This is a genomic window from Bradyrhizobium sp. CCBAU 11386 (assembly GCF_028128955.1).
Lineage (GTDB): Bacteria > Pseudomonadota > Alphaproteobacteria > Rhizobiales > Xanthobacteraceae > Bradyrhizobium.
Genome location: NZ_LBKA01000259.1, coordinates 123,350 through 146,649 on the forward strand (window position 1 = coordinate 123,350; position 23,300 = coordinate 146,649).

Annotated in this window: 23 protein-coding genes and 2 riboswitches; of the genes, 14 read left to right on the forward strand and 9 right to left on the reverse strand. The window is 67.4% G+C overall.

Annotation, left to right across the window (positions count from 1 at the left end; translation table 11 throughout):
- Positions 1–732 carry a precorrin-2 C(20)-methyltransferase gene (locus XI09_RS41135; protein ID WP_271572018.1) on the forward strand — a complete coding sequence of 244 codons (732 nt, stop codon included), beginning with the start codon at positions 1–3 and terminating at the stop codon, positions 730–732.
- Positions 729–1,463 carry a precorrin-3B C(17)-methyltransferase gene (cobJ, locus tag XI09_RS41140; protein ID WP_271572019.1) on the forward strand — a complete coding sequence of 245 codons (735 nt, stop codon included), beginning with the start codon at positions 729–731 and terminating at the stop codon, positions 1,461–1,463. The genes XI09_RS41135 and cobJ overlap by 4 nt, the downstream gene beginning before the upstream one ends.
- Here cobJ and XI09_RS41145 read toward each other — a convergent pair.
- A complete protein-coding gene (locus tag XI09_RS41145; protein WP_271572020.1) occupies positions 1,439–2,185 on the reverse strand; it encodes a cobalt-precorrin-6A reductase in 747 nt (248 codons plus the stop codon). The genes cobJ and XI09_RS41145 overlap by 25 nt on opposite strands.
- Between XI09_RS41145 and cbiT the strand changes: the two genes are divergently transcribed.
- The 8 genes from cbiT to cobT all read left to right on the forward strand — a co-directional run bounded on the left by cbiT (position 2,184) and on the right by cobT (position 9,386).
- On the forward strand, positions 2,184–3,365 hold the full coding sequence (gene cbiT, locus XI09_RS41150; protein ID WP_271572021.1) for a precorrin-6Y C5,15-methyltransferase (decarboxylating) subunit CbiT: 1,182 nt from the start codon (positions 2,184–2,186) through the stop codon (positions 3,363–3,365). The two genes, XI09_RS41145 and cbiT, sit on opposite strands and share 2 nt — an antisense overlap.
- Positions 3,362–3,730 carry a cobalamin biosynthesis protein gene (locus XI09_RS41155; protein ID WP_271572022.1) on the forward strand — a complete coding sequence of 123 codons (369 nt, stop codon included), beginning with the start codon at positions 3,362–3,364 and terminating at the stop codon, positions 3,728–3,730. Before cbiT ends, XI09_RS41155 begins: the two co-directional genes overlap by 4 nt.
- Positions 3,727–4,509, forward strand: a complete 783-nt coding sequence (gene cobM, locus XI09_RS41160) for a precorrin-4 C(11)-methyltransferase (protein WP_271572023.1) — start codon at positions 3,727–3,729, stop codon at positions 4,507–4,509. Before XI09_RS41155 ends, cobM begins: the two co-directional genes overlap by 4 nt.
- Positions 4,509–5,819, forward strand: coding sequence for a cobyrinate a,c-diamide synthase (locus XI09_RS41165; RefSeq protein WP_271572024.1), 1,311 nt, complete (start codon positions 4,509–4,511; stop codon positions 5,817–5,819). Before cobM ends, XI09_RS41165 begins: the two co-directional genes overlap by 1 nt.
- Positions 5,816–6,547, forward strand: a complete 732-nt coding sequence (gene cobA / locus XI09_RS41170) for a uroporphyrinogen-III C-methyltransferase (RefSeq protein WP_271572025.1) — start codon at positions 5,816–5,818, stop codon at positions 6,545–6,547. The genes XI09_RS41165 and cobA overlap by 4 nt, the downstream gene beginning before the upstream one ends.
- A gap of 45 nt (positions 6,548–6,592) precedes the next feature.
- Positions 6,593–6,812, forward strand: a riboswitch (cobalamin riboswitch).
- Between the two features lie 37 nt (positions 6,813–6,849).
- Positions 6,850–7,527 (forward strand): energy-coupling factor ABC transporter permease, encoded by a 678-nt coding sequence (locus XI09_RS41175; protein WP_271572026.1) that lies wholly within the window; start codon positions 6,850–6,852, stop codon positions 7,525–7,527.
- 46 nt (positions 7,528–7,573) lie between these two features.
- Positions 7,574–8,323 carry a precorrin-6A synthase (deacetylating) gene (gene cobF / locus XI09_RS41180; protein ID WP_271572027.1) on the forward strand — a complete coding sequence of 250 codons (750 nt, stop codon included), beginning with the start codon at positions 7,574–7,576 and terminating at the stop codon, positions 8,321–8,323.
- A 10-nt stretch (positions 8,324–8,333) separates the two neighbouring features.
- Positions 8,334–9,386 carry a nicotinate-nucleotide--dimethylbenzimidazole phosphoribosyltransferase gene (gene cobT / locus XI09_RS41185; RefSeq protein ID WP_271572028.1) on the forward strand — a complete coding sequence of 351 codons (1,053 nt, stop codon included), beginning with the start codon at positions 8,334–8,336 and terminating at the stop codon, positions 9,384–9,386.
- 6 nt (positions 9,387–9,392) lie between these two features.
- Here cobT and XI09_RS41190 read toward each other — a convergent pair whose 3' ends face one another.
- Positions 9,393–9,965, reverse strand: coding sequence for a histidine phosphatase family protein (locus XI09_RS41190; protein WP_271572029.1), 573 nt, complete (start codon positions 9,963–9,965; stop codon positions 9,393–9,395).
- A 72-nt stretch (positions 9,966–10,037) separates the two neighbouring features.
- Positions 10,038–10,239: riboswitch (cobalamin riboswitch) on the forward strand.
- 113 nt (positions 10,240–10,352) lie between these two features.
- Between XI09_RS41190 and XI09_RS41195 the strand changes: the two genes are divergently transcribed.
- Positions 10,353–12,722 carry a TonB-dependent receptor gene (locus tag XI09_RS41195; protein WP_271572030.1) on the forward strand — a complete coding sequence of 790 codons (2,370 nt, stop codon included), beginning with the start codon at positions 10,353–10,355 and terminating at the stop codon, positions 12,720–12,722.
- Between the two features lie 12 nt (positions 12,723–12,734).
- Complete coding sequence (locus tag XI09_RS41200; protein WP_271572031.1) at positions 12,735–14,156, forward strand: PepSY domain-containing protein; 1,422 nt, start codon at positions 12,735–12,737, stop codon at positions 14,154–14,156.
- A gap of 137 nt (positions 14,157–14,293) precedes the next feature.
- Here the strand turns inward: XI09_RS41200 and XI09_RS41205 are convergent, their stop codons facing one another.
- Together XI09_RS41205 and XI09_RS41210 are read right to left on the reverse strand one after the other, a co-directional pair.
- Complete coding sequence (locus XI09_RS41205) at positions 14,294–15,679, reverse strand: amidase (RefSeq protein ID WP_271572032.1); 1,386 nt, start codon at positions 15,677–15,679, stop codon at positions 14,294–14,296.
- On the reverse strand, positions 15,660–16,850 hold the full coding sequence (locus tag XI09_RS41210) for an MFS transporter (RefSeq protein WP_271572033.1): 1,191 nt from the start codon (positions 16,848–16,850) through the stop codon (positions 15,660–15,662). The genes XI09_RS41205 and XI09_RS41210 overlap by 20 nt, the downstream gene beginning before the upstream one ends.
- 26 nt (positions 16,851–16,876) lie before the next feature.
- Between XI09_RS41210 and XI09_RS41215 the strand changes: the two genes are divergently transcribed.
- Positions 16,877–17,212, forward strand: coding sequence for a hydroxyisourate hydrolase (locus XI09_RS41215; protein WP_271572168.1), 336 nt, complete (start codon positions 16,877–16,879; stop codon positions 17,210–17,212).
- Here the strand turns inward: XI09_RS41215 and XI09_RS41220 are convergent, their stop codons facing one another.
- The 4 genes from XI09_RS41220 to XI09_RS41235 are packed head-to-tail and all read right to left on the reverse strand — an operon-like array spanning position 17,213 to position 21,082.
- Positions 17,213–18,028: an ABC transporter permease gene (locus XI09_RS41220; protein ID WP_271572034.1), complete on the reverse strand. Its 816-nt coding sequence runs from the start codon at positions 18,026–18,028 to the stop codon at positions 17,213–17,215.
- Positions 18,028–18,891, reverse strand: coding sequence for an ABC transporter permease (locus XI09_RS41225; RefSeq protein WP_271572035.1), 864 nt, complete (start codon positions 18,889–18,891; stop codon positions 18,028–18,030). Before XI09_RS41225 ends, XI09_RS41220 begins: the two co-directional genes overlap by 1 nt.
- Positions 18,892–18,910: 19 nt before the next feature.
- Positions 18,911–19,957, reverse strand: a complete 1,047-nt coding sequence (locus XI09_RS41230; RefSeq protein WP_271572036.1) for an ABC transporter substrate-binding protein — start codon at positions 19,955–19,957, stop codon at positions 18,911–18,913.
- Between the two features lie 30 nt (positions 19,958–19,987).
- Positions 19,988–21,082 (reverse strand): ABC transporter ATP-binding protein, encoded by a 1,095-nt coding sequence (locus XI09_RS41235; RefSeq protein ID WP_271572037.1) that lies wholly within the window; start codon positions 21,080–21,082, stop codon positions 19,988–19,990.
- An 88-nt stretch (positions 21,083–21,170) separates the two neighbouring features.
- On the opposite strand from XI09_RS41235, the gene XI09_RS41240 reads away from it, so the two are divergent.
- Positions 21,171–22,550 carry an amidase gene (locus XI09_RS41240; protein WP_271572038.1) on the forward strand — a complete coding sequence of 460 codons (1,380 nt, stop codon included), beginning with the start codon at positions 21,171–21,173 and terminating at the stop codon, positions 22,548–22,550.
- Here XI09_RS41240 and XI09_RS41245 read toward each other — a convergent pair whose 3' ends face one another.
- On the reverse strand, positions 22,551–23,300 hold the full coding sequence (locus XI09_RS41245) for an aspartate/glutamate racemase family protein (protein WP_271572169.1): 750 nt from the start codon (positions 23,298–23,300) through the stop codon (positions 22,551–22,553).

Consider the following 23,300-nt stretch of genomic DNA (forward strand, 5'->3'; position numbering starts at 1 on the left):
ATGGGACGCATCATCTGCTGCGGTCTCGGCCCCGGTGATCCCGATATGATGAGCGTGCGCGCCGATCGCACCGTGCGCGGCGCCCAGCACGTGGCCTATTTCCGCAAGAAGGGTCGGCCGGGCCAGGCGCGCCGTATCGTCGAGGGCATGCTCGCCGGCGACGTCACCGAATATCCCATGGAATACCCGGTTACGACCGAGATCGCCTTCGACAGCGCCGAATATGTCCAGCTGCTCGCGGGCTTCTACGACGAATGGGCCGAGCGCCTGGCGCGGCTGGCGCGCGCGGTCGACGTGGTCGTGCTCTGCGAGGGCGATCCCTATTTCTATGGCTCCTTCATGCATCTGCACACGCGCTTGCAGGGACGCGTCGAGATCGAGGTGATCGCCGGCATTCCCGGCATGGTCGGCTGCTGGAATGCCGTGGGACAGCCGATCGCGCTCGGCGATGACGTGACGACGGTATTGATGGGCACGCTCGCGGAGGACGAGCTCGAGCGCCGCATGCGGGACTCCGATGCGCTGGTCATCATGAAGACCGGCCGCAATCTTGCGAAAGTGCGGCGCGCGCTCGCTTCCGCCGGCCGGCTCGACGATGCCTGGCTGGTCGAGCGCGGCACCATGCCGGGCGAGCGCGTCGCGCGGCTCGCCGAGATCGATGCCGCCGACTGCCCCTATTTCGCGATCGTGCTCGTGCATGGCAAGGGCCGGCATCTGGACGCCGCCGAATGACGGGCACGCTGACCATCGCGGGCCTCGGGCCGGGCAGTGACGCGCTAGTGACGCCCGAGGTCTCCGCCGCTCTGGCCTCCGCGACGGATATTCTGGGCTACGCGCCCTATGTCGCGCGCGTGCCGCCGCGACCGGGGCTCACGCTGCATCCATCCGACAACCGCGAGGAGCTGCAACGCGCGCGCGAGGCGTTGCGTCTGGCCGCCGAAGGCGGGCAGGTCGTCGTCGTCTCCTCCGGCGACCCCGGCGTGTTCGCGATGGCGTCGGCCGTATTCGAGGCGCTCGAACTGGCGCCGCAATATCGCGAACTCCCGATCCGCGTACTGCCCGGCATCACTGCAATGCTGGCGGCGGCCGCACGGGCCGGCGCGCCGCTCGGCCATGATTTCTGCGCGATCAATCTCTCCGACAATCTCAAGCCATGGGCGCTGATCGAGAAGCGCCTGCGGCTGGCGGCGGAAGCCGATTTTGCCATCGCGCTGTACAATCCGCGTTCGGCGAGCCGGCCGGAAGGCTTTGGCCGAGCGCTTGCGGTGCTGAAGGACGCCGGCTGCGGCGAGCGGCTCGTGATCTTTGCGCGCGCGATCAGCGCATCCGACGAGAAGATCGAGACCGTCACGCTCAACGACGCGCGGTCCGAGATGGCCGACATGCGCACGCTGGTGATCGTCGGTAACTCGCAGACGCGCCGTGTCGGCCGTTGGGTCTATGCGCCGAGGCAGGTGCGATGACCGAGCCACTGCATGATCTCGGCCACGCTCTCGACCCGCTGGCGCCCGGGCAACTCCGGCCGCGCGATCATGATCACGGGCAGGTCGCGCGTGCGGGCCGCGTCGATCTTGGCGCGCGCGCCATCGCCACCGGAATTGCGGGCGACGATCCACATGATGCCGCGCGTGCGCAGCATGTTCAGCTCGCCATCGAGCGTGAACGGTCCGCGCGACACAATCACGTCCGCGGCGAAGGGCAGCGGCGCGTCGGGCGGATCGACGAAGCGCAGCGTGTAGGCGTGCTGCGGCTTGGTCGCAAACGGCGCGATGTGCTGGCGGCCGATGGCGAGAAACACTTTTGCCGGCAACTCGGGCAAAGCGGCGACCGCGGCATTGACGTCGGCGACCTCGATCCAGTTGTCACCGGGCGTCTTGGCCCAGGGGGTGCGTTCGAGCGCGATCAACGGCGTGCCCGTTTCCGCGCACGCCGCGACGGCGTTGCGGCTCATCTCGGCGGCAAAGGGATGCGTCGCGTCGATCACATGCGTGATGCCTTCGCGGCGCATGTAATCGGCGAGCCCGCTCACGCCACCAAAGCCGCCGATGCGGGTCGGCAGCGGCTGCTCGGCAGGCGCACGGGTGCGGCCGCCATAGGAATAGACGGCATCAAGCCCGGCGCGCGCGATCTCCGCCGCAAGCTGGCTTGCATCGCTCGTTCCGCCCAGAATGAGGGCGCGTGTCATGGCTGATCCCTGGCTGACCATCATCGGTATCGGCGAAGATGGCCTTGCCGGGCTGTCCGAGGCAAGCCGAAAGGCGCTGCGTGAAGCCGAAACCGTCTTCGGCGGCGAGCGTCACCTCGCGCTTGCGGGTGTGACCGGGCACGGCCACCCGTGGCCGGTGCCGTTCGATGCGGAGGTCGTGCTCAGCCGCCGCGGCCGGCCGACGGTGGTGCTCGCCTCTGGCGATCCGTTCTGGCACGGCGCCGGCGCAAGCCTTGCCGAGAAGCTCGAGGCGGGCGAGTGGGTCGCACATTCGGCGCCGTCGACATTCTCGCTTGCCGCCGCGCGGCTCGGCTGGCGCCTCGAAGCCGTTGCCTGCCTCGGTCTGCATGCTGCGCCCTTCGAGCGCCTCGTGCCGCACCTTGCACCTGGCGCGCGCATCATTTGCCTCGTGCGAGACGGCAAGGCCGCGGGAGACCTCGCAAAGTGGCTGAGCGAGCGCGGATGGGGCGCCTCGGCATTCTGGACGCTCGTCGCGCTGGGCGGACCGCGCGAAAGCATCAAGGAGCATCGCGCCGATGGCTTTGCCGGCGATCTCGCCGGAAACCTGGTCGCGGTGGCCGTGGAGGCGAGGGGAGCTCAGGGCATTCCTCGCAGCGCAGGACTTTCAGACGATCTCTTTGCCCATGACGGCCAGATCACCAAGCGGCCGGTACGTGCGCTCGCGCTTTCGGCGCTGGCACCGCGCCCGGGCGAGCGGTTGTGGGATATCGGCGCAGGTTCGGGCTCGATCTCGGTCGAGTGGGCGCTCTGCGGCGGGACGGCGACGGCAATCGAGGTGCGCGAGGATCGCGCCGCGAATATCCGCAGCAATGCGTCGGCGTTCGGATTGGCGCATCGGATCGCTGTTGTCACAGGCAGCGCGCCCGAAGCTCTTGCTGGGCTGGACGCGCCGGATGCCGTCTTCATCGGCGGTGGTCTCGATGGCGCGATGTTCGACGCCATATGGCCGCTCCTTGCGCCGGGCACACGGCTCGTTGCGCATGCGGTGACGCTGGAGACGGAAGCGCTGCTTGGCGAACTGCACCGGCGCCACGGCGGCGAGCTGATGCGGGTCGAGATCGCCCATGCCGGCCCGCTCGGCCGCTACCGGTCCTGGGAGGCGGCGCGTCCCGTGGTGCAGTGGAGTGCGGTCCGATGAAGGTTGCCGGGCTCGGATTCAGGCGGGATGTCACGCTGGCTTCGCTGCGTGAGGCGCTGCTGGCGGCCGGCGGTCCCGCGGGCCTTGCGGCGGTGGCGACCGTCAGCGACAAAGCCGACGCGGAGGCATTGAAGCAGCTCGCGCGCGAATGCGGTGTGCCGATCAAGGCGGTGCCGCCCGATGTGCTTGCCGGCATCGACACGCCGACGCAGTCAAAACTCATCACGGAAAAGTTCGGCACGGGATCGGTCGCCGAAGCCGCGGCACTCGCTGCGGCCGGCCCTCGCGCCCGATTGATTGCGACCCGGGCGGTCTCGCAGGATCGCACCGCGACGGCCGCAATCGCGGAAGGAGACGGCGCATGACGGTGCATTTCATCGGCGCCGGGCCAGGCGCTCCCGATCTGCTGACGTTGCGCGGGCGCGACCTGATCGCGGCCTGTCCGGTCTGCCTCTATGCCGGCTCGCTGGTGCCCGAGGGCGTGCTGACGCATTGCCCGCCGGGCGCGCGCATCGTCAACACGGCACCGTTGTCGCTCGACGAGATCATCGCGGAGATCGCCGCCGCGCATGCCGACGGCAAGGACGTCGCGCGCCTGCATTCCGGCGATCTCTCGATCTGGTCGGCGATGGGCGAGCAGCTCCGTCGTCTCCGTGCGCTCGACATTTCCTTCACCGTGACGCCCGGCGTTCCGTCCTTCTCCGCCGCCGCGGCCGCGCTCGAAGCGGAGTTGACTTTGCCCGGGCTCGCACAGACCGTCGTGCTGACGCGTACGCCGGGGCGCGCCAGCGCGATGCCCGAGGGCGAGAAGCTCGCCGCCTTCGCCGCCACCGGCGCCGTACTTGCCATTCACCTTTCGATCCATCTGCTCGACCAGGTGATTGCGGAGCTGATGCCTCACTACGGCGCGGACTGCCCGGTCGCCGTGGTCTGGCGCGCAAGCTGGCCGGACCAACGCATCGTCCGCGCCACGCTTGCAACGCTCGATGCGGCTGTCGGCAGCGAGATGGAGCGCACCGCGCTCATTCTGGTCGGCAAGACATTGGGCTCGGCTGATTTCGACGAGAGCCGTCTCTATGCCGCCGATTACGATCGCCGCTATCGGCCGGTCGGAGCCGAGCCGCGCTTTTCGGAGGCCTCCTGATGCCGGTAGGGCTCGTCATCTCCGCGCCTGCCTCCGGTGTCGGCAAGACGACGCTGACGCTGGCGCTCGCGCGCGCCTGGCGCAATCGCGGATTGAACGTGCAGTGCTTCAAGAGCGGGCCCGACTATATCGATCCCGCCTTTCACGCGGCCGCTACGGGCCGCGCCTCCGTCAATGTCGATAGCTGGGCGATGGATCGGGCGACGATCAGCCATCTCGTCAGCCGCGGCGCGGACGCTGACGTTGTCCTCGCAGAAGGTTCGATGGGTCTGTTCGACGGCGTCGCCGCGCGTGGCGTCTCGGGTACCGGCGCCACCGCCGACATTGCGGAGATGCTGGGCTGGCCGGTGCTGCTGGTGATCGATCCCTCGGGACAAGCGCAGACGGCCGCGGCGATCGCGGCGGGCCTCCGCGACTACCGTCCTGGCGTGCGCCTTGCCGGCGTCGCGCTCAACCGGGTCGCCAGCCAGCGCCATGAAGATCTCGTACGGCGTGCGCTCGACGACGCCGGCATTGCGGTGTTCGGCGCGCTGCCGCGCCATGCCGAGATCAACCTGCCGAAGCGGCATCTCGGCCTGGTGCAGGCCGAGGAGCAGGCCGAGATCGGCAAGCTGATCGACGAGGCCGCGCGCTTCGTCGCCGAGCATGTCGATCTCGATGCGGTGTTGCGATCGGCAGCCAGCTGGTCGCCGCAACCCGCTGCGAACGGGGTGAACGTGACGCCGCCCGGGCAGCGCATTGCGCTTGCGCGCGATGCCGCGTTCTCCTTCGTCTACCCGCATATGCTGGAAGCCTGGCGCGCGGCGGGCGCCGACATCTCGACCTTCTCGCCGCTTGCCGATGAAGCGCCCGACGCGAGCGCCGATGTCTGCTGGCTGCCCGGCGGCTATCCCGAGCTTCATGCCGGGAAGATCGCGGCCAACGCGCGCTTTCGCAGCGGCCTGCGCGCCTTCGCCGAGACGCGACCCGTGCACGGTGAATGCGGAGGCTATATGGTGCTGGGAACCGCTTTGACCGATGCCGACGGTGTCTGCCATGAGATGGCGGGCCTGCTCGGCCTGGAGACCAGCTTTGCCAAGCGCCGCATGCATCTGGGCTATCGTCTCGCCGAACTCGCCGCGCCGATGCCGGGACATCGCGCCGGCGCACGCCTGCGCGGCCATGAGTTCCACTATTCGACGATTGCCGCCCAGCCCGACACGCCGCTCGCGGTCGTGCATGACGCGACCGGTGCGGTCATCGCCGAGACCGGTTCGCGCCGGGGCAATGCCACCGGCACGTTCTTCCATTTGATCGCGGAGGACCGGTGAGCGGTTTTGTCTCCTTCATCTCTGCCGGTCCCGGCGACCCCGAGCTTCTCACGCTTAGGGGGGCCGCGCGGTTACGCGAGGCCGACGTCGTGCTCTATGACGACCTCGCGTCCGGCGCGATCCTCGATCTCGCCCGTCCAGGCGCCAATCTCGTTGCGGTCGGGAAGCGGGCCGGGCGGCCCTCGACCAAGCAGCATCACGTCAACCGCCTGCTGGTCGACTATGCCGCGACTGGCGCGCGCGTGGTGCGGTTGAAGTCCGGCGATGCCGGCATCTTTGGACGGCTCGAAGAGGAGCTCGAAACGTTGCGCGAAGCCGGCATCGGCTACGAGATCGTTCCCGGCGTCACCTCGGCCTGCGTGGCCGCTGCGCAAGCCGGCATACCCCTGACCCGGCGCCACACTTCGCGCCGGGTGCAGTTCGTGACCGGGGCCGACGTCACCGGCGAGTTGCCGCAAAACCTGAACTGGGCGGCGCTGGCCGACCCGGAGGCGACGACCGTGGTCTATATGGGCCGCCGCACCTTTCCGGCCCTTGCCGCAAAATTGATCGCGCACGGCCTCGCGCCGACCACCCCGGCGCTGTTCGCCGAATCCCTCGGGCGTCCCGACGAGCGGCTGGTCCGCACCACCATTGTCGAGCTTGCCGAGCAGCTTGCGCGGGGCGGGGCGGCCTCGACGGCCGCGGTGATCCTGTTCGGCGCACTGGCGGGAGAATACCCGTCATGATGGCTTCCGTCGCTCTTCAGCCCTTGACGCCCGGCTGGCGAAAGGGGCACACAGGACGGGCATGGTGCTCGATGCGGCGCAAAGCGCCGGAGCATAATCGGGAATGGGGATGGGCGGACCCAGTTGCGGCGCCCGAAACCCCAGCCGCCCCCGCGACTGTAAGCGGTGAGGGGCTCCGAACCGCCACTGGGCCGCAAGGCTCGGGAAGGCCGGAGATCCCCACTGAACCGCGAGCCAGGAGACCGGCCGTGCACGTTTTGAGGCCAAGGCCGTCGGGTGTGACGGCAGGAAGGATTTGAGCCATGCATATCGAACCCGGAGTCGTGACGGGCGCCAAGCTCGTGTTGAGTTACGCAACCGGCATCGCCGCAGGCGGCGTTGCGCTGAAGCTCGCGGCCGAGACCGTGCGCGAGCAGGGCATCACGTCGTTCGCGGCGCGGACACTCGCCACCACCGGCCTCGTGTTCACCTTCTTCGAGATCCTGCCGCACTTCCCGGTCGGCGTGTCCGAAGTGCACTTCATCCTCGGCTCGACCTTGTTCCTGCTGTTCGGTGCTGCGCCCGCGGCCTTCGGCCTCGCGCTCGGACTCCTGTTCCAGGGCGTGCTCTTCGAGCCGGCCGACCTGCCGCAATACGGCATGAACGTCACCACGCTGCTGGTGCCGCTGTTTGCGATCCAGGCGATCGCCACGCGGATCATTGCCCGCAACACCGCCTATGTCGATCTCAGGTATCGCCAGGCGCTGGCGCTTTCGACGACCTATCAGGCCGGCGTCATCGCCTGGGTGGCGTTCTGGGCGCTCTATGGCTCCGGTTTTGCCGTGACCAACCTCGTCAACATCGCGACCTTCGCGGCCTCGTATGCGCTCGTCATCGTGATCGAGCCGCTGGCCGATCTCGCCGTGCTGGCGCTGGCGAAGTCGCTGCGCGGCGTCACCGCGCCCGGCCTCGTGACCCCGCGCCTGCACAACGCGGCTTGAGAGACAAGCGAAAGGGCGGCCGTGATGGCCGCCCTTCGCGAACGTGATGCTCACGCTCTCCCTGATAGGCATCGGTTGCGGCGATCCCGAGCAGCTCACGCGCGCCGCGACCCGCGCCATCAACGCGGCCGATCTCGTCCTGATCCCGCGCAAGGGGACGGCGAAATCCGATCTCGCCGATCTCAGGCGGACGATCTGCGCGGATGTGCTCAGCAGCGACACCACGCGCATCGCCGAGTTCGATCTTCCCGTGCGCGATGCGGGCGAGGCGGACTACCGCAAGGGCGTCGACGATTGGCACGATGCGGTTGCGGCGATTTGGTCGCAGACAATCGCAAGCCATCTCGAAGGTGACGGCAGGGTCGCGCTGCTGATCTGGGGCGATCCTTCGCTCTACGATTCCTCGCTGCGCATTGCGCGACGGCTCGATCCCCTGCCGGAGATCGAGGTCATTCCCGGTATCACGTCGATCCAGGCGCTGTGCGCGGCGCATGCGCTGCCGCTCAACGACATCGGCGAGCCCTTTCTGGTTACGACGGGAAGGCGCTTGCGTGAGGGCGGCTGGCCGCAGGGCGTCGACACCGTGGTCGTGATGCTCGATGGCGGCACCGCGTTCAAGTCGCTCGATCCGGCCGGGCTCGACATCTGGTGGGGCGCTTATCTCGGCATGCCCGATCAGATCATCATGTCCGGTGCGCTGGCCGAGGTGGGCCCGCGCATCGCCGCGCTGCGGCAGGAGGCGCGCGAGCGGCATGGCTGGATCATGGACAGCTACATTCTCAAGCGCAGGCCGTAAGCGAGGCAGCATGCTCCCCGAATGGGTCTACCAAAAGTGCCCCGATATCTCCGCGGCCCATCGCGAGGCGGCGATCGCGCGGCAGGCGCAACTGACGAAGCCGACGGGCGCGCTCGGCCGGCTCGAGCAGCTCGCGATCGAGCTCGCGGGCCTGCAGGCGACCAAGCAGCCACGCGCGGCACGCGTGCCGATCATCATTTTCGCCGGTGATCACGGCATCGTCGCGCAAGGCGTGTCGGCCTATCCGCAAGCAGTGACCATCGCGATGATGGCGAATTTTGCCTCCGGTGGGGCGGCTATCTCGGTGCTGGCGCGTGAGCTTGGTTCGAGCCTGGAGGTGGTTGACGCCGGCACGTTGGCGCCGGAGGCGGTAGCGGGCATCGTCATCGACAAGCCGCGCAGCGGCACTCGCGATTTCAGTGTCGAGGCTGCGCTCACACCGTCCGAGCTGGCCTTCGCCTTCGAAGCCGGTCAGCGCGCCGTCGCGCGCGCGGAAGCCAGCCAGCCCGATCTTCTGATCTTCGGCGAGATGGGCATCGGCAACACCACGACCTCGGCGGCGATCGCGGCGAGCCTGCTCGGCGTGAGCGCCGAGGAAATCGCGGGCAGCGGGACCGGCGTCGATGCGGCCGGCCGTGCGCACAAGGCGCGCGTGATCGATGCCGCGATTGCGCGCCATGGCGTTGCGGCTGCGTCGCCTGAAAAAATCCTGTGCGCCGTCGGCGGCCTCGAGATCGCGGCCATCTGCGGCGCCATCATTGCGGCCGCGCAGCGCCGCATCCCTGTATTGATCGACGGCTTCATCGTGTCGGTCGCGGCACTGGCGGCCGTGCGGCTCAATCCGTCGTGCCAGCCGTTCCTTTTGCCGTCGCATCAATCGGCGGAGCAGGGGCATCGGCTGATGCTTCGCGCCCTGAACGTGCAGCCGCTGATCAGCCTCGATCTCAGGCTCGGGGAGGGATCGGGCGCTGCCATCGCGCTGCCGCTGGTACGGCTCGCCTGTAGCCTTCACAACGGCATGGCGACCTTCGCGCAGGCCAATGTGCCGGATCGCCCGGCCTGATCCGGCTCACGCCACGCGCTGATTGACCGACACGACGCGCCAGCCGGTCGCGAGCCGGTCGATCCTGGTGAGCGACAGCGGATCGATCACGAAGCGCAGGGCAGCTTGCGGCGCAAGATCCAGCGCGATGCACAGTGCGGCGCGGATCGTGCCGGAATGCACGACGAGCGTTGCGCGTCCAGCTTCGATTCGTGACAGCCCACGTCGCACGCGCGCGACCTGGTCCTCAAAGCTTTCACCTCCCGGTGGTCGTGCGTGCGCCGGATCGTCCCAGAATTGCGCGTAGGCATCGCCACCGGTCGCTGCGAGTTCATCATGCCGCCGGCCGGTCCAATCGCCAAAATCCTGCTCGCTGAACTCGCCCACCAGCTCCGGTTCGAGCCCCAGCACGCGCGCGGTCTCGACCGTGCGCCGCGACGGGCTGGCATAGCTCGCAGAGTCCTGCGGCAAGCGCTGCCGCAGCGCCTCCAGTTGCGCGCGATCGCCGAGATCGGCGGGCGCGTCCGGCGCGTGGATCGTCCCCGCGACGCCGGCGACGGGCGCATGACGGATCAGCCAGAGGAAGGTCTTGCCTTCCATGCTCATCTCCAAGGAAGTTGGTCGCTGTGGCAATAACGCCGCAACTGGCACATTGACTCTGTCTCGATCGTAATCCTAGATGCTCGCGACGGTTTCCCCCGAGAGGGGATGAAAAGGGAATGCGGTGCGGGGATGTTTCCCCAACGCCGCGGCTGCCCCCGCAACTGTAAGCGGATAATCCTTCGTCAGAAGCCACTGGGTCCTCGGTCCCGGGAAGGCGACGAAGTGGTGACGACCCGCGAGCCAGGAGACCTGCCGTCAGCCGTGGTCACACGCGAAGATGTCGGTCGGGGAGTACAGACATTCGGCTTCATCGGACGGCTGACAAGCCAAAGGTGAGACCTCGTTCGCTGTGACGTGCCACTGACGTCATACCGAGGTCCCGCTGTGTCTTCTATCCGTCTTGGACGATCGCGCCGTTTCCTGCTCGCCTCCGCTGCTTTCACGTCGTTTACAGTCGCCGATCTGCCCGCCGCGCTGGCGCAGCAGGTCCGCGAACCGCTGCCACCCGTCGAGGTGTCGCCCAACCAATCCCGCAAGCAGGCAAAGCCGGCCGGGCGGGACGCGCAGAGTGCGCGCCGCGCAACGCCGCGCCGGTCAGCGGCCGCATCGGCGGCGCCCAAGCCTGCCGTGCCGGCCGCGGCGGCGCCAACGCCGCTCAACAGCAATGCGGTGGCCGAAAGCGCCTCGCGTCTCGGCCTCACCGTGCGCGAGACGCCGGCGACCGTCGAGGTGATCTCAGCCGAGACCATGCGCGAGCAGGGCTATCGCACCGTGTCCGAGGTGGCCCAAGGTGCGGTCGGCGTGACCTCCGGCGATAGTCCGGGGGAGCCGGCGGGTTTCTCGATGCGCGGCTTCACCAACAGCCAGATCAACACGCTCTATAACGGCATCAAGATCGGCCCGCAGAACATGACCTCGCGGATCATGGACACGGCCAATCTGGAGGCCGTCGAATTCCTGAAGGGCCCGGCCTCGCTGATCTCGGGCGAGGGCGCCGCCGGCGGGGCTATCAACTTCGTCACAAAGCAGCCACACACCGGAGCGATCCGCAACGAGGCGGACTTCTCGTACGACTCCCTGAACTCGTTCCGTACCCATTACGGCTCGGGCGGCAGCACCAACGTCCAGGGCCTCGACTACCGCTTCGACATCAGCCGCTCCTCGCTCAACGGTTTTGTCGACGACACCAATACCAAGACGCTCGACGTGTCTGGCCAGCTCAACTACCGCGTCTCCGACAGTCTCAAGGTCTGGGGCGCGATCGAGTACCGCGAGGATCGCGGAAAGGCCTATTGGGGCGCGCCGCTGGTGCCGGCCGCTTTCAGTGGCTCGCATGCGACGAGCGGCATCGTATCGGGTACTTACGTGTCGGACTTCACTAAATCGAATCTTGGATCAATTACGATCGACGATCGCACGTTCAACACCAACTACAACGTGCTCGACAACCGCAACGTGGCGCAAGAGGTTTGGCTGCGCGGCGGGTTCGAGCTGAAGCTTGCGCCCGACCTGATGCTGAAAAGTCAGGCCTATGCCTACGGCGCGGAACGTTCGTGGTTCAACAACGAGGTCGAGGCGTTCACCACGAATCCCGGCCCGCACATGAACACGGTCGACCGCAGCCGTTTTTACGTCGCACACAGCCAGCGGCTCGTCGGCAACATCACCGACCTGACTTGGGATGCGAACATCGCCGGCTTTGACAACCGTCTAGTCACCACGCTGTCGTCGAGTTATCTCGATTTCGTCAGGCCGGGCGCCGCAAATTTCCCGGAGGATTTCGTCTCTCTGGTCGATCCTGTTCGTGGCTTCTACGGCGATCTCACGACCAAGCAGCAGACCGCGCGCATCGACAACGAGGCGCTGTCGTTCGAGGACCGGCTGAAGCTGACGCGGACCTTCGCGCTGATCGGCGGCCTCCGCGTCGAACATATCGGGCTCGACCGCAACTCGACCGACCAGAACGGTCTAGTGAACGCGGGCTTTCCGTTCACGAAGGACTGGGCGCCGGTGACGGGTCGCATCGGCTACACCTGGGAGGCCGTGCCCGGCCTGACCTTCTTCAGCCAGTATGCCACCGGTGCCGACGTTTCCGCCAACAACATCTTCCTGCTGTTGCCGACCCAGCCGCTGGATCTGACGACGTCGCGCACCTACGAGACCGGCGTCAAGCATCTGTTCTGGGACAACCGGGCGGAATGGTCGTTCTCGGCCTACGATATCCTGCGCAAGAACGTCTATGCCGCGGCCGGCGGCATGGCGCTCAACATCGCCGGGCGACAGGAATCGAAGGGCGTCGAGCTCGCCGCCTCGGTGCGGCCGATCGAGCCCCTCCGGCTATGGGGCAACATCGCCTATGTCGATGCGCGCTATGCCGACTACAATTTCGTCGGCGGCTCGTTCTCGGGCAACACGCCGCCGAACGTGCCGCGCATCGTCGCGAATGCTGGTGCGTCGTACCGGTTCTTCACGCCGTGGCCGGTGGAGCTCGGCATCGTCGGCCGTCACGTCGGCGACCGCTACAACACCGACGCCAACACGGTGACGATGAACGCCTACACGGTCGGCGACGTCTACGCCTTCGTCGACATTCCCAAGACGGTGTTCAATGCCGTCGATCAGGCCCGCCTGACCTTCCGGGTGCGCAACTTCACCGACAAGCGCTACGCGATCTGGGGCGATCCGTTCTATCCCGGCCAGATCCTCCTGGGCGCGCCGCGCACCTACGAGATCTCGGCGGCGTTCAAATGGTAGGACGCTGAGCGCATGATGGGCGCGATCGTCCTGCTGCATCGCTGGCTCGGGATCACGTTCTGCCTGCTGTTCGCGATGTGGTTCGCGACGGGTATCGTGATGCATTTCGTTCCGTTTCCGTCATTGACGGAAGCGGAACGTTTTGCCGGCCTTGCGCCGGTCGTGCGCGTGCAGGCCACCATGGCGGTTGCCGATGCCGTGGCTGCGAGTGGAATCGCCGATGCTACGCGCCTGCGCCTGATTCAGCGGAGCGATGGATCCGTCTATGTCGTGTCGGGGCCCTCACGCTCGCGCGCGGTCCGCGCTTCCGACGGACGGGATGCATCGGCGTCGTCGCCCGAGGTCGCGCTCGCCATCGTGCAGGCGCATGCGCGCCAGCGCGGGCTGGATGCCGCGCATGCGACGATCGTTGCGCACGCGGACTACGATCAATGGAGCGTACCGAACGGCTTTGATCGCCACCGACCGCTGTTTCGCGTGGCCCTTGGCGATGCCGCCGGGACGGAGGTCTACGTCTCGTCGCGTACTGGTGAAATCGTCCTGGATACGACGCGGAGCGAGCGCGGCTGGAATCTCGTCGGCAGCGTGCTGCACTGGATCTACCCGACGGTTCTGAGGAGCAACTGGGCGCTGTGGGACGGCGTGGTCTGGACGCTATCGCTGCTGGCCCTGATCGCAGCGATGTTGGGGGCGGTGCTCGGGATCGCGCGGATGAGGCTACAGGGACGTCAGTTCTTCTCGCCCTATCGCGGCTGGCATGCTCTGCATCACATCGTCGGCCTGGTGGCAACAGCCTTCGTGCTGACCTGGATCTTCAGCGGCTGGCTCTCGATGGATCACGGCCGGCTGTTCTCGCGCGGGCAGTTGAGCCCCGCGGAGGCCGGCGTGACGAACGCCTTGCCGGACTGGAAGACGGCCGCCTCGCTCGATCGGAAGCCGGTATCGTCCTTAGCCCGCGAAGTCGAATGGCTTGGCTTTAACGGCATGGTCTATCGACGCGAGCGGATTGGTCTCGACAAGCAGATTCTGGTCCGGCCCAACGGCGGAGAATCGGAATTCCTCAGCGCGCAGGAGGTCGAGAGTTTGATGACGCGGCTCGCGGCAGGCTGCGGCGCGCCGTCCGTTGTTGCGGTCAATGACGATTATCCCGCGCAATCCATCGTCCCGGGGGCACCGGTCTACCGTGCCCGCTGCGGCGACGTCTGGTTCGACATCGACAGCGCCGACGGCAGCGTCCTGCAAAGGCTGGATGCATCGCGGCGTGCCTATCGCTGGTTCTACGGCGCGCTCCACACGCTTGATTTTCCGGTCCTGCTGGCGCATCCGCGTTTGCGCGATGTCCTGATCGTCGGTCTCTGCGCGCTCGGGCTGGTGTTCTCGATCACCGGAATTGTCATCGGCTGGCGACGGCTGCGTCTGTCTTTCGCCAGCTAGACTTGCTCGCGCGGCGCCCGATCAAACAAAAAGTGCGAAAACAACCCCATGCACAGTAGCCGGTGATAATTGAATCAACGGCTTACGCAGGTGTCGACGTCAATTGACCCGTCGGGCAAAACAGGGGTATTCTGCTATTATTCCGAAATCGCCGCTGGACGCTGCAACAGCGCCTCGATCTGCTGTGCGGCGCGCAGCAGCGTGCGGTCCTGGCCGCGCCGGGCGATGATCTGGAGGCCGAACGGAAGCCCGCGGGCGTCGGCCCCGCATGGAAGCGAGATCGCCGGTAACCTCGCGTGATTGACGAACGGCGTGAACACCGCATGCCCGCGCGGGCTCGCGGGGCGGCCGCCGATCATATCAGGCCCCAGCTGGGTGAACGGCCATGCAACGCAGGGGACCGTGGGCGCCAGCAGCAGATCGACCTCGGCGAAGAAGGCCGCGAAGGCATTGGCGATTGCGGTGCTCGCAAGCAGCGCGCGCGCGACGTCCGCGCCTGACCAGGTGAGTCCCCGCTCGATCTGCTTGGCGATGTCAGGATCGAAGACAGTCGGATCCTTGCGAAAGGCGTCGCCAAAGAGCGCAGCGAGGCCGGCATGCTGAAGCGGCATGAGGGACTCTTCCGTCGCACCCGCCGGCCAGATGGGATCGCGCTGCGTGATGCCGAGGCCTGCGGCGGAGAGACGCGCCACTGCGGAAACGAGCCCGTTGGCGACTACGTCATCGACCGCGACGTCGAGCCCAAGGCGTGGCGAGAACGCGATGCGAAGGCGCGCGATGTCATCGGGTTCTCGCGCGATGACGGCGGAATCGGGATCGCGCGGATCGATGCCGGCCATCGTCTCGAACGCCAGCGCGACATCGGCAACATCGGCCGCGATCGGTGCGATGACGGAGAGGCCGAAGAAGGGCTCGGCGAAACCGGGCCCATAGGGGATCGCGCCATAGGACGGCTTGAAACCGGTGACGCCGACATGGGCCGGCGGCCTGCGGCTGGAGCCGCCCGCATCGGTGCCGATTGCGAGCGGCACGAGGCCGGCTGCGACGGCGGCGGCCGGACCGCCGGATGAGCCACCGGGCGTCAGCGTAGGATCGAGCGGATGCCGCGTGGGCCCGAAGAGAGGAGAGGTCGTGACGCCCTTGCTGGCGAATTCGGAGGTTGCGCCGATGCCGACGATGACCGCGCCGGCCTTGCGCAGCCGTTCGATCGCAATCGCATCCTGTGACGCGATGAAATCGGCGAACAGCCGCGAGCCCTGCGTCACACGCCAGCCGCTGGCCCAGATGTTGTCCTTGACGACGATGGGGACGCCGGCGAGCGGCATCGTCTCGCCGGCACGCAGGCGATCGTCGATCGCCGCGGCCTCGGCGAGGGTGCGTGCGGGATCGGTCGTGACGACCGCGTTTAAGGCCTTGGCTGCCTCGATCCGCGCGAGCGCGGCCTTTGCGGTCTCGGCGGCGCTTGTCCGTCCGGCCCCGACATCCGCCGCGATGTCGCGGGCACTACGTGCTGGCTTTGTCATGGCCTCCCCACATCAGCGCCAATGTGCCGCAGAGGGCAAGACACGCCAAGGCAAAGAACGCTGCGCCGAGGCTGGCTGCGCCATCCAATATCGACACCAGCGCCGGCGCCGCCAGCAGGCCGGCATAGGACGCGGTCAGCACCGCGCCGGTGGTCTCGCCGATCCGGTCCTGCGGCGCGAGGCGCGCGATCTCGGCGATGAAGACACCGTTCCAGCCCGACGCTGTCAGGCCGAACAGCGCAGCAACTGCGAACTGCCAGGTGCGGCTGAGCGATCCGCCGTCGAGGCCGAGCAGCGCGGCGCAGAAGGCCATGCCGAGGCCGATGACGATGAGCACCATGCGCGAAGCATCGAGGCGCATCGCCACAAAGCCCCAGCCGAGCCGGCCGACGAGGCCGCCGGCTTGCGCGCAGGCGAGCGCCATGCCGGCCTCGATATGGCCAAGGCCAAGCTCGCGCGTGCCGAGCGTGACGAAGACCGTGTTGAGCGACACCTGCATGGCGCTGAACGGCATCGAGGCCAGCGCCAGCATCGCGATGCGCCGGTCCGCGGTCACCAGCGCCAGCCGTGCGCGCAGATCGAGCTCTGGCGGCGGGACGATCTTGCCGGCATAGGCCGGCCGCAGCCGTTCGAACAGCGCGATCGCCAGCAGCGCGCAGGCAGCAACGCCCGCATAGCACCAGGCCGGGCCGAACGCGATGGCGATCGCGGGCAGAGCCAGCGAGCCGCAGACCGCGCCGATCTGGTTGCCGGTCTGGCGCACCGAGAAGACGAAGGCGCGGCGCTCGGCGGTCACCAGCCGCGCCAGCAGCGCCGCGCTTGCGGGCGTCTCGGGCCCCATGGCGAGGCCGAGGCAGAGGCCTGCGGCCAGCAGGGCGGCGCTCGATCCGAGTGAAGCCAGTGCCATGCCGATGACGATGGCCGCTGCGCACAGGCTCGCGATCCGCAGCGAGCCAACCCGCGCGATGAAGCCGCCGCCCCAGAACGAGGCGGGGATTCCGACCGCGAACACCGCGCATGAGAACATCGAGAGCTGCCAGACCTCGATATGGGCGCGCGGCGCGACCACGCCGGGCGCGAATAAAGCGAGCGCCACCAACGCCTGGAGCCAGGTCATCGCGCCCAGGGCTGGCAGCAGTGCTGGCCGAACGGCAGCGTTTCCGTCTATCATGGCGGCGCGCTCAGCGGAGGAACATGGTGGCAGGCGGCATTTCCATTCACGCGGTCGATGTGGCAAGCGGACGGCCCGCGCAGGGGCTGCGCGTCGAAATCTGGCGGATCGATCCCGACTCCTCGCGCATCGCCGACGGGCGGCTCGGCGCCAATGGCGTGCTCGATCACCCCATTGCGCAAGGCGCCGGCGTGACGGCCGGCGAGTACGAGGTCCTGTTTCATCTCGGCGAGTTCTTTGCGGACAGCGGCGGTTTTCTCACGGTGACGCCGTTCCGCTTCCGCATCAAGGATGTCGACGAGCATTTTCATCTGCCGCTGAAATTCACGCGCTGGGGCTATTCGTTGTTCCGCGGCGCCTGATCAGTTCGTCAGCCGCCGCGACAGGCCCGTGACGCGCTCCATGACCGCGACCAGCGCGACGGTCGCAATGATCAGCACGCCCGACAATGCGGCGATGGTGACATCCAACTTGCCTTCGAGATCCTGCCACATCCGGATCGGCAGCATGTCGGTGGCGGCATCGCGCAGGAACAGCGACACCGGCACGTTGTCGAAGGACGACATGAAGGCGATGAAGGCGCCTGCGATGATGCCGGGCCGGATCAGCGGCAGCACGATCCGGCGGAACGTATAGAGCCGGCTTGCGCCCAGCACCGCGGAGCTCTCCAGCAGGGTCGGCTCCAACTGGGCGAGCGCTGCGACCGTGTTGCGCACCACATAGGGGACGCAGACCACGGTGTGGCCGATCACCAGCGTCAGCGGCGACACCGGCAGGCCGACCAGCGAGAACAGCATCAGGGCGGCAAGCCCGAAGGCGAGCGCCGGCAGGACCAGCGGCGACATGAACAGGGAATCGAGCAGCCGTGCCGACAGCGTCCGCGAGCGCGAGATCGCAAGCGCTGCGGCGACGCCGAGGACGACGGACAGGCCCGTCGCCCACAGCGCGACGATGAGGCTGTTCTTGGCCGCGAAGTGCAGCTGCCAGGCATTCCACAGTTCGGCGTACCAGCGCAGCGAATAACCCGGCGGCGGGAAGCGCAGCGAGAAGCCGCTGGTGAAGGAGACGATCAGCACCACCAGCGACGGCGCGATGATGATGATCAGCGCGATCACCGCGATCACGGTCATGACCAGCTCGAAGCTGATCGCCTCCAGGGTGCGCTTGCGCCCGCCCATCACGCACCTCCATAGCCGCGCGATAGGCGGCCGAGCGTGGTGAAGACGGAGACGACCGCGAGCACGGCGAGCAGGAAGATGATCGAGATCGCGGATGCGAAGGGCCAGTTCTGCAGCGTCGAGGCCTGCTGATAGAGATACATCGGCATGAACAACATCTGCCCGCCGCCGATCAGCGACTGGGTGATGAACGCCGTGATCGCGGCGGCATAGGTCAGCGTGCAGCCGGCGATCACGCCCGGCAGCGACAGCGGCAGCACGATCCTGAAGAAGGTGCGCCAGCTCCCGGCGCCGAGCGAGCAGGAGGCATCGTCGAGATTGGGATCGATCCGGCCGAGCGCGGTGATCAGAGGCAGCGTCATCAGCGGCATCTGCACCTGCGCCAGCGCAATCACGACGCCGAACTGGGTGTAGAGCACCTTCAAGGGCGTATTGATAATGCCGAGCGATTGCAGCGTCGCGTTGATGATGCCCTGGCGGCCCAGGATGACGATCCAGGCGAAGGTGCGCACCACGACGCTGGTCAGGAGCGGCAGCAGCACGATCAGGATGATAATGGTCTGAAGCTTTGGTCCGACCCGCTGATAGAGCCATGCAATGGGAAAGCCGAGCACGAGGCACACGGCCGTCACCTCGGCGCCGAGCAGCAGCGTCGAGCCGAGCACCCCTAAGCTGAAGGGATCGGTGAGGAAGTGCAGGTACTGGCCGAGCCCCCAATGGAGCCCGGCCGTGTCGTTGTGCAGCGAGAGCCAGAGCAGTTGCAGCAGCGGCGCCACGAAGAAGACCAGGAAGAACAGCGCCAGCGGCACTGCCAATCCCATCCCGTAGGAGGTCACGTCCCGTGATGCCGGCGCTGCGCCCATCGCTAGATCCTTAACGCTCTCAGATCTTGATCTCGCGGTTGAAACGCTCGATCCAGGCCGAGCGCTGTTCGTTGATCTTCTTCCAGTCCTGGAACACGAATTTCTGCTTCAGCTCGGCCGTGTCCTTGGCGAGCACGCGCGCGATCTCGCCGCCCATCGTCACCTTGGAGTTGGTGGGCACGATCAGGTAGGGCGGGTTCATCAGCGTGGTCTGCACCTCCGGCGTCAGCGCGGCCTCGATCAGCTTGAAGGCGAGCTCGCGGTTCGGCGAGTTCTTGACGATGTGGATCGTGGTCTTGAAGGCGATGGCGCCTTCCTTCGGGGCCACGAACTCGACCGGCACGCCGCGCGCTTTCAGGATCTGGATGGCGTTGAAATTGCCGGGCGAGATGTCGATCTGGCCTTGCTGGAACAGGGTGGCGAGCGCGCCGGGATTGGCAGCCACGGCCGCGAGATTGGGCTTCAGCTCTTCCAGCGCCTTGAAGCCGGGATCGACATTGGCCTCCGAGCCGCCGCGCATCTTGGCGATCTCGACCAACCATCCGGTGCCGAGCGTCGAGTTGAGGTTTGTGATGCCGACGCGGCCCTTGAATTCCGGCTTCCAGAGGTCAGCCCAGGAGGTCGGCGGCGTCTTGACGGCTTCCGGATTGTAGGTGAGGCCGACGACCTGGAAGAACGGGGCGGGGCCCATCGGCTCCTGCGCCTCGACGATCAGGTCCTTGTAAGAGGCGCTCTTCTCGACCGGATAGGGCTCGACGAGGTCCTGGCCGATCGCGACGAGGGCGGGGCCGGGATCGTGCAGCATGACGTCGATCGGCGGATTGGCCTTGGCGGCATTGACCTTCGCGATCTGGTCGACCGAGAGCATGGGATCGAGCACCATCGCGGCGTCCGCGTTGGCTTTGCGGAAGGCCGGCACCAGCACGGCCTTGTGCGCCTCCTCCCAGCTTCCGGTGAAGGTCGCAAACACCAGCGGGCGGGCCTGCGCGAAGCTCAGGCCGGGAAACGCCTTCATGGCGCCGAGTGTGAGTGCGGTCGTCATCAGGCTTCGGCGGTTGAGGATCATGTCGAACTCCTTGTGAACTATGGACTGGATCTAAAGCGTTGCGGCAAAGGCGTTGGCGAGCGACGGGGCGAGCGGTGCGAGGCGCACCGCGGCGCCGTTCTCCAGCGCGCGCGTCTCGCCGATGCGCGCCTGCGAGACCTTGACGCCGGAGCCGTCCGCGGTCGTGACCTCGTGCACGACGGTGGCGCCGAGCGGCAGCGACATGCCGACCACGCCGGCAAAGCCGGTTTCGTCGCCGACGAATTGCAGGTGTTCTGGCCGGATGCAGACGGTGACGCGGCCACCTTCAGCGAGCGCGCCGCCGGCGGGCCGTGCGATGATCTCCGCGCCGGCATCGAGACGCACCTTGGCGGCGGTGCGGTCCGCCGAGACCACGACACCGGGCATGCGGTTGGTCGAGCCGACGAAGGTGTTGACGAACAGCGTCTGCGGACGGTCGTAGACGTCGGACGGCGATCCGAACTGCTCGAGCTTGCCGTGGCTCAGCACGGCGACGCGATCGGCCATCGACAGCGCCTCTTCCTGGTCGTGCGTCACGATCAGCGTGGTGATGCCGGAGACGCGTTGCAGCCGCTTGACCTCGATCTGCATGTCGAGCCGCAAATTCTTGTCGAGCGCCGCAAAGGGCTCGTCAAGCAGCAGGATCGACGGCTTGATCGCGAGCGCGCGGGCCAGCGCGACGCGCTGCTGCTGACCGCCGGAGAGCTGCCGCGGCAGCCGCTCGGCCATTGCAGGCAATTGCACCAGCTCGAGCAGGCGCTGCGCCTCGCGCTGGCGCGTCGCCTTGTCGATGCCGCGCGCGGCGAGCCCGTAGGCGACGTTCTCGCTGATCGACAGGTGCGGAAACAGCGCGTAGTTCTGGAACACGATGCCGACCGCGCGGCGGTTCGGCGGCAGCGTATCGACGACGTCGTCGCCGATGATGACCCGCCCTTGCGTCTGCGCAATGAAGCCGGCGATGATCCGCAGCAGGGTGGTCTTGCCGCAGCCTGACGGGCCGAGCAGGGCGATGATCTCGCCGCCCTTGATGTCGAGATTGATGTTCTCGACCGCGAGTGCGCCGCTCGGATAGCGGTGCGTGACGGCGTCGACGACGAGCGAACGTCCGCGTGGCGCATCAGCCATGGTGTTGCCTCCCGTTGCTGCAGAGGAGAAAGCAAGTCTCGTGCCCGAAGCGCTCGCCTTTCGATGCGCGTTTTGGCATGGTGATCCGATGACATCGGTTTGCGACCTCACTGCCACGGAGCTTGCGCGCGCCATCGCCAGGGGCGAACTGTCCTCGCGTGAGGCCGTCGAGGCGCATCTCGCGCGGATCGCGAGCCTCGATACCCAATTGGCGGCGTTCGTAACGGTCGATGCCGAGGGCGCCCGCCGCGCGGCGGAAATCTGCGATGCGGCGCCCGCGCCGATCGGACCCCTGCATGGGGTGCCGATGGGGATCAAGGACCTCACCGACACCGGCGGGCTCACGACAACTTACGGATCGGCTCTGTTCCGCGATCACGTTCCGGTGGAGGACGATCTCGTGGTCGCGCGGCTGCGGCGCGCCGGTGCGATCATTCTGGGAAAGACCAACACGCCGGAATTCGGCTTCGGTGCGGTCTGCACCAACCGGTTGTGCGGGCCGACACGCAATCCCTTCGATCCCGCGCTGACCTCCGGTGGATCGTCCGGCGGCTCCGCCGTTGCGGTCGCGGCCGGCATGGTGCCGCTGGCGCATGGCACCGATTTCGGCGGCTCCGTGCGGACGCCCGCCAGCTTCTGCGACGTCGCCTCGATCCGGCCGACGCCCGGCCGCATTCCGTCGCCGCGCCGTCCGCTCGGCTGGGACATGCTCGCCACCCACGGCTTCCTCGCCCGCAGCGTCGACGACCTCGAACTTGCGCTGTCGGTATGCGGGGGACGCGACGCGCACGATCCGCTCTCCGCCGGCGTTGTCAGTGACGACCGGCCACTTGCGGGACGTCCCCGGATCGCAGTCACGCCTGACTTTGGCGTCGCGCCGGTTTCGCGCGACGTTCGAGCCCGCTTCGCCTCCGCCTGCGAGGAGCTCGCGCGCATTGCCGATCTCGTGCCAGCCTCGCCCGATTGCGGCGGCGCGATCGAGACCTTTCGGACGTTGCGCGCCGCTCACATTGCCAACGCTTATGGTGATCTGCTGAGAACGCGCCGCGCTGAGCTGACGCCCACCGTGATCTGGAATATCGAGGCGGGCGCAAGACTCTCCGCCGAGGATTATCTCAACGCCGAGCGCCGCCGCACGGCGATCTACCGCAGCTTTCGCGAGCTGTTCACCCGCGCCGACGTCCTGGTCGCGCCGGCGGCATCGGTCCTGCCCTGGCCGAACGAGATCAGCGACGTCACCGCAATCGACGGCGCTCCGCTGGAGACGCCGATCGACTATCTCGCCGTCACCTTCATCGTGTCGCTGGTCGGCTTTCCGGTCCTGACCTTGCCGGCACCTCGGGGAGTGAACGAGCTGCCGTTCGGCATCCAGATCATCGCGCCGCCGGGATGCGAATCCCGCTTGTTTGCCTTCGGCCGTATCATCGAGAACGAATTGGGTTTTTCGCATCGCCGGCCGCCTCTCTGATCAGCTGTCGCGATGCTCGAGCCGGGCGGCGAGCGCGTCGGCAAGACCGATGGTCGGCTTGGCGGCGGGCCGGCGGAACGTGCCCACCGTCGCCTTGCGCAGGCGCAGCGCCACCAGCGCCTCGGCCTGTTTCACGGCGGCAATGACCTGATCGACCACAGGAACGGGGATCCGGTCGGCGACGCGTTCGGCAAGGCCCGAAAGCGGCGCGCCGGCGAAGATCAGCACGTCGGCCTCGTCCTCGACAATGGCGCGCTGCGCGAGATCGACCAGCACATCCTCCTTTTCGGTGCCGACCTCGGAGATCGCCTGGAACGGCGTGTCGAGCATGCGGATGCCGGCGCAGCGCTCCCACAGCCCGTGGGCGCGGACGCATTCTTCGTACCAGGGCCCCAGCGCCTGGGCGAAGGTGACGATGGCGAAGCGGCGGCCGGCCATGCACGCCGTCAGCATCGCCGCTTCCGCCATGCCGACCACGGGAATGTCGAAGGTTTCGCGCGCGGCGAACAGGCCGGGATCGCCGAAGGCGGCGATGATCGCGGCATCGACCTTGTTGTGCTGTTCGGCCAGCATCTCCAGCGCAATAGTGCCGCCGATCTGCGCCTCGGTCCGCGTCGCGATATAGGGCAGGCCGCGAGTCGCGGTGCAGGGGATCAGCTCGGTCCCGGCGGAGGCGGCGCGCTGCCCGACCCGCATCATCAGGTGCGTGACTTCGGTGCTGGTGTTGGGGTTGAGCAGCAGCAGCTTCAT

Bases quoted from the DNA above. Each gene is read 5' to 3' on its own strand.
- XI09_RS41135 (WP_271572018.1), top strand. From the start codon at position 1: ATGGGACGCATCATCTGCTGCGGTCTCGGCCCCGGTGATCCCGATATG.
- cobJ (WP_271572019.1), top strand. From the start codon at position 729: ATGACGGGCACGCTGACCATCGCGGGCCTCGGGCCGGGCAGTGACGCG.
- cbiT (WP_271572021.1), top strand. From the start codon at position 2,184: ATGGCTGATCCCTGGCTGACCATCATCGGTATCGGCGAAGATGGCCTT.
- XI09_RS41145 (WP_271572020.1), bottom strand. From the start codon at position 2,185: ATGACACGCGCCCTCATTCTGGGCGGAACGAGCGATGCAAGCCAGCTT.
- XI09_RS41155 (WP_271572022.1), top strand. From the start codon at position 3,362: ATGAAGGTTGCCGGGCTCGGATTCAGGCGGGATGTCACGCTGGCTTCG.
- cobM (WP_271572023.1), top strand. From the start codon at position 3,727: ATGACGGTGCATTTCATCGGCGCCGGGCCAGGCGCTCCCGATCTGCTG.
- XI09_RS41165 (WP_271572024.1), top strand. From the start codon at position 4,509: ATGCCGGTAGGGCTCGTCATCTCCGCGCCTGCCTCCGGTGTCGGCAAG.
- XI09_RS41175 (WP_271572026.1), top strand. From the start codon at position 6,850: ATGCATATCGAACCCGGAGTCGTGACGGGCGCCAAGCTCGTGTTGAGT.
- cobF (WP_271572027.1), top strand. From the start codon at position 7,574: ATGCTCACGCTCTCCCTGATAGGCATCGGTTGCGGCGATCCCGAGCAG.
- cobT (WP_271572028.1), top strand. From the start codon at position 8,334: ATGCTCCCCGAATGGGTCTACCAAAAGTGCCCCGATATCTCCGCGGCC.
- XI09_RS41190 (WP_271572029.1), bottom strand. From the start codon at position 9,965: ATGGAAGGCAAGACCTTCCTCTGGCTGATCCGTCATGCGCCCGTCGCC.
- XI09_RS41200 (WP_271572031.1), top strand. From the start codon at position 12,735: ATGATGGGCGCGATCGTCCTGCTGCATCGCTGGCTCGGGATCACGTTC.
- XI09_RS41205 (WP_271572032.1), bottom strand. From the start codon at position 15,679: ATGACAAAGCCAGCACGTAGTGCCCGCGACATCGCGGCGGATGTCGGG.
- XI09_RS41210 (WP_271572033.1), bottom strand. From the start codon at position 16,850: ATGATAGACGGAAACGCTGCCGTTCGGCCAGCACTGCTGCCAGCCCTG.
- XI09_RS41220 (WP_271572034.1), bottom strand. From the start codon at position 18,028: ATGGGCGGGCGCAAGCGCACCCTGGAGGCGATCAGCTTCGAGCTGGTC.
- XI09_RS41225 (WP_271572035.1), bottom strand. From the start codon at position 18,891: ATGGGCGCAGCGCCGGCATCACGGGACGTGACCTCCTACGGGATGGGA.
- XI09_RS41230 (WP_271572036.1), bottom strand. From the start codon at position 19,957: ATGATCCTCAACCGCCGAAGCCTGATGACGACCGCACTCACACTCGGC.
- XI09_RS41235 (WP_271572037.1), bottom strand. From the start codon at position 21,082: ATGGCTGATGCGCCACGCGGACGTTCGCTCGTCGTCGACGCCGTCACG.
- XI09_RS41240 (WP_271572038.1), top strand. From the start codon at position 21,171: ATGACATCGGTTTGCGACCTCACTGCCACGGAGCTTGCGCGCGCCATC.
- XI09_RS41245 (WP_271572169.1), bottom strand. From the start codon at position 23,300: ATGAAGCTGCTGCTGCTCAACCCCAACACCAGCACCGAAGTCACGCAC.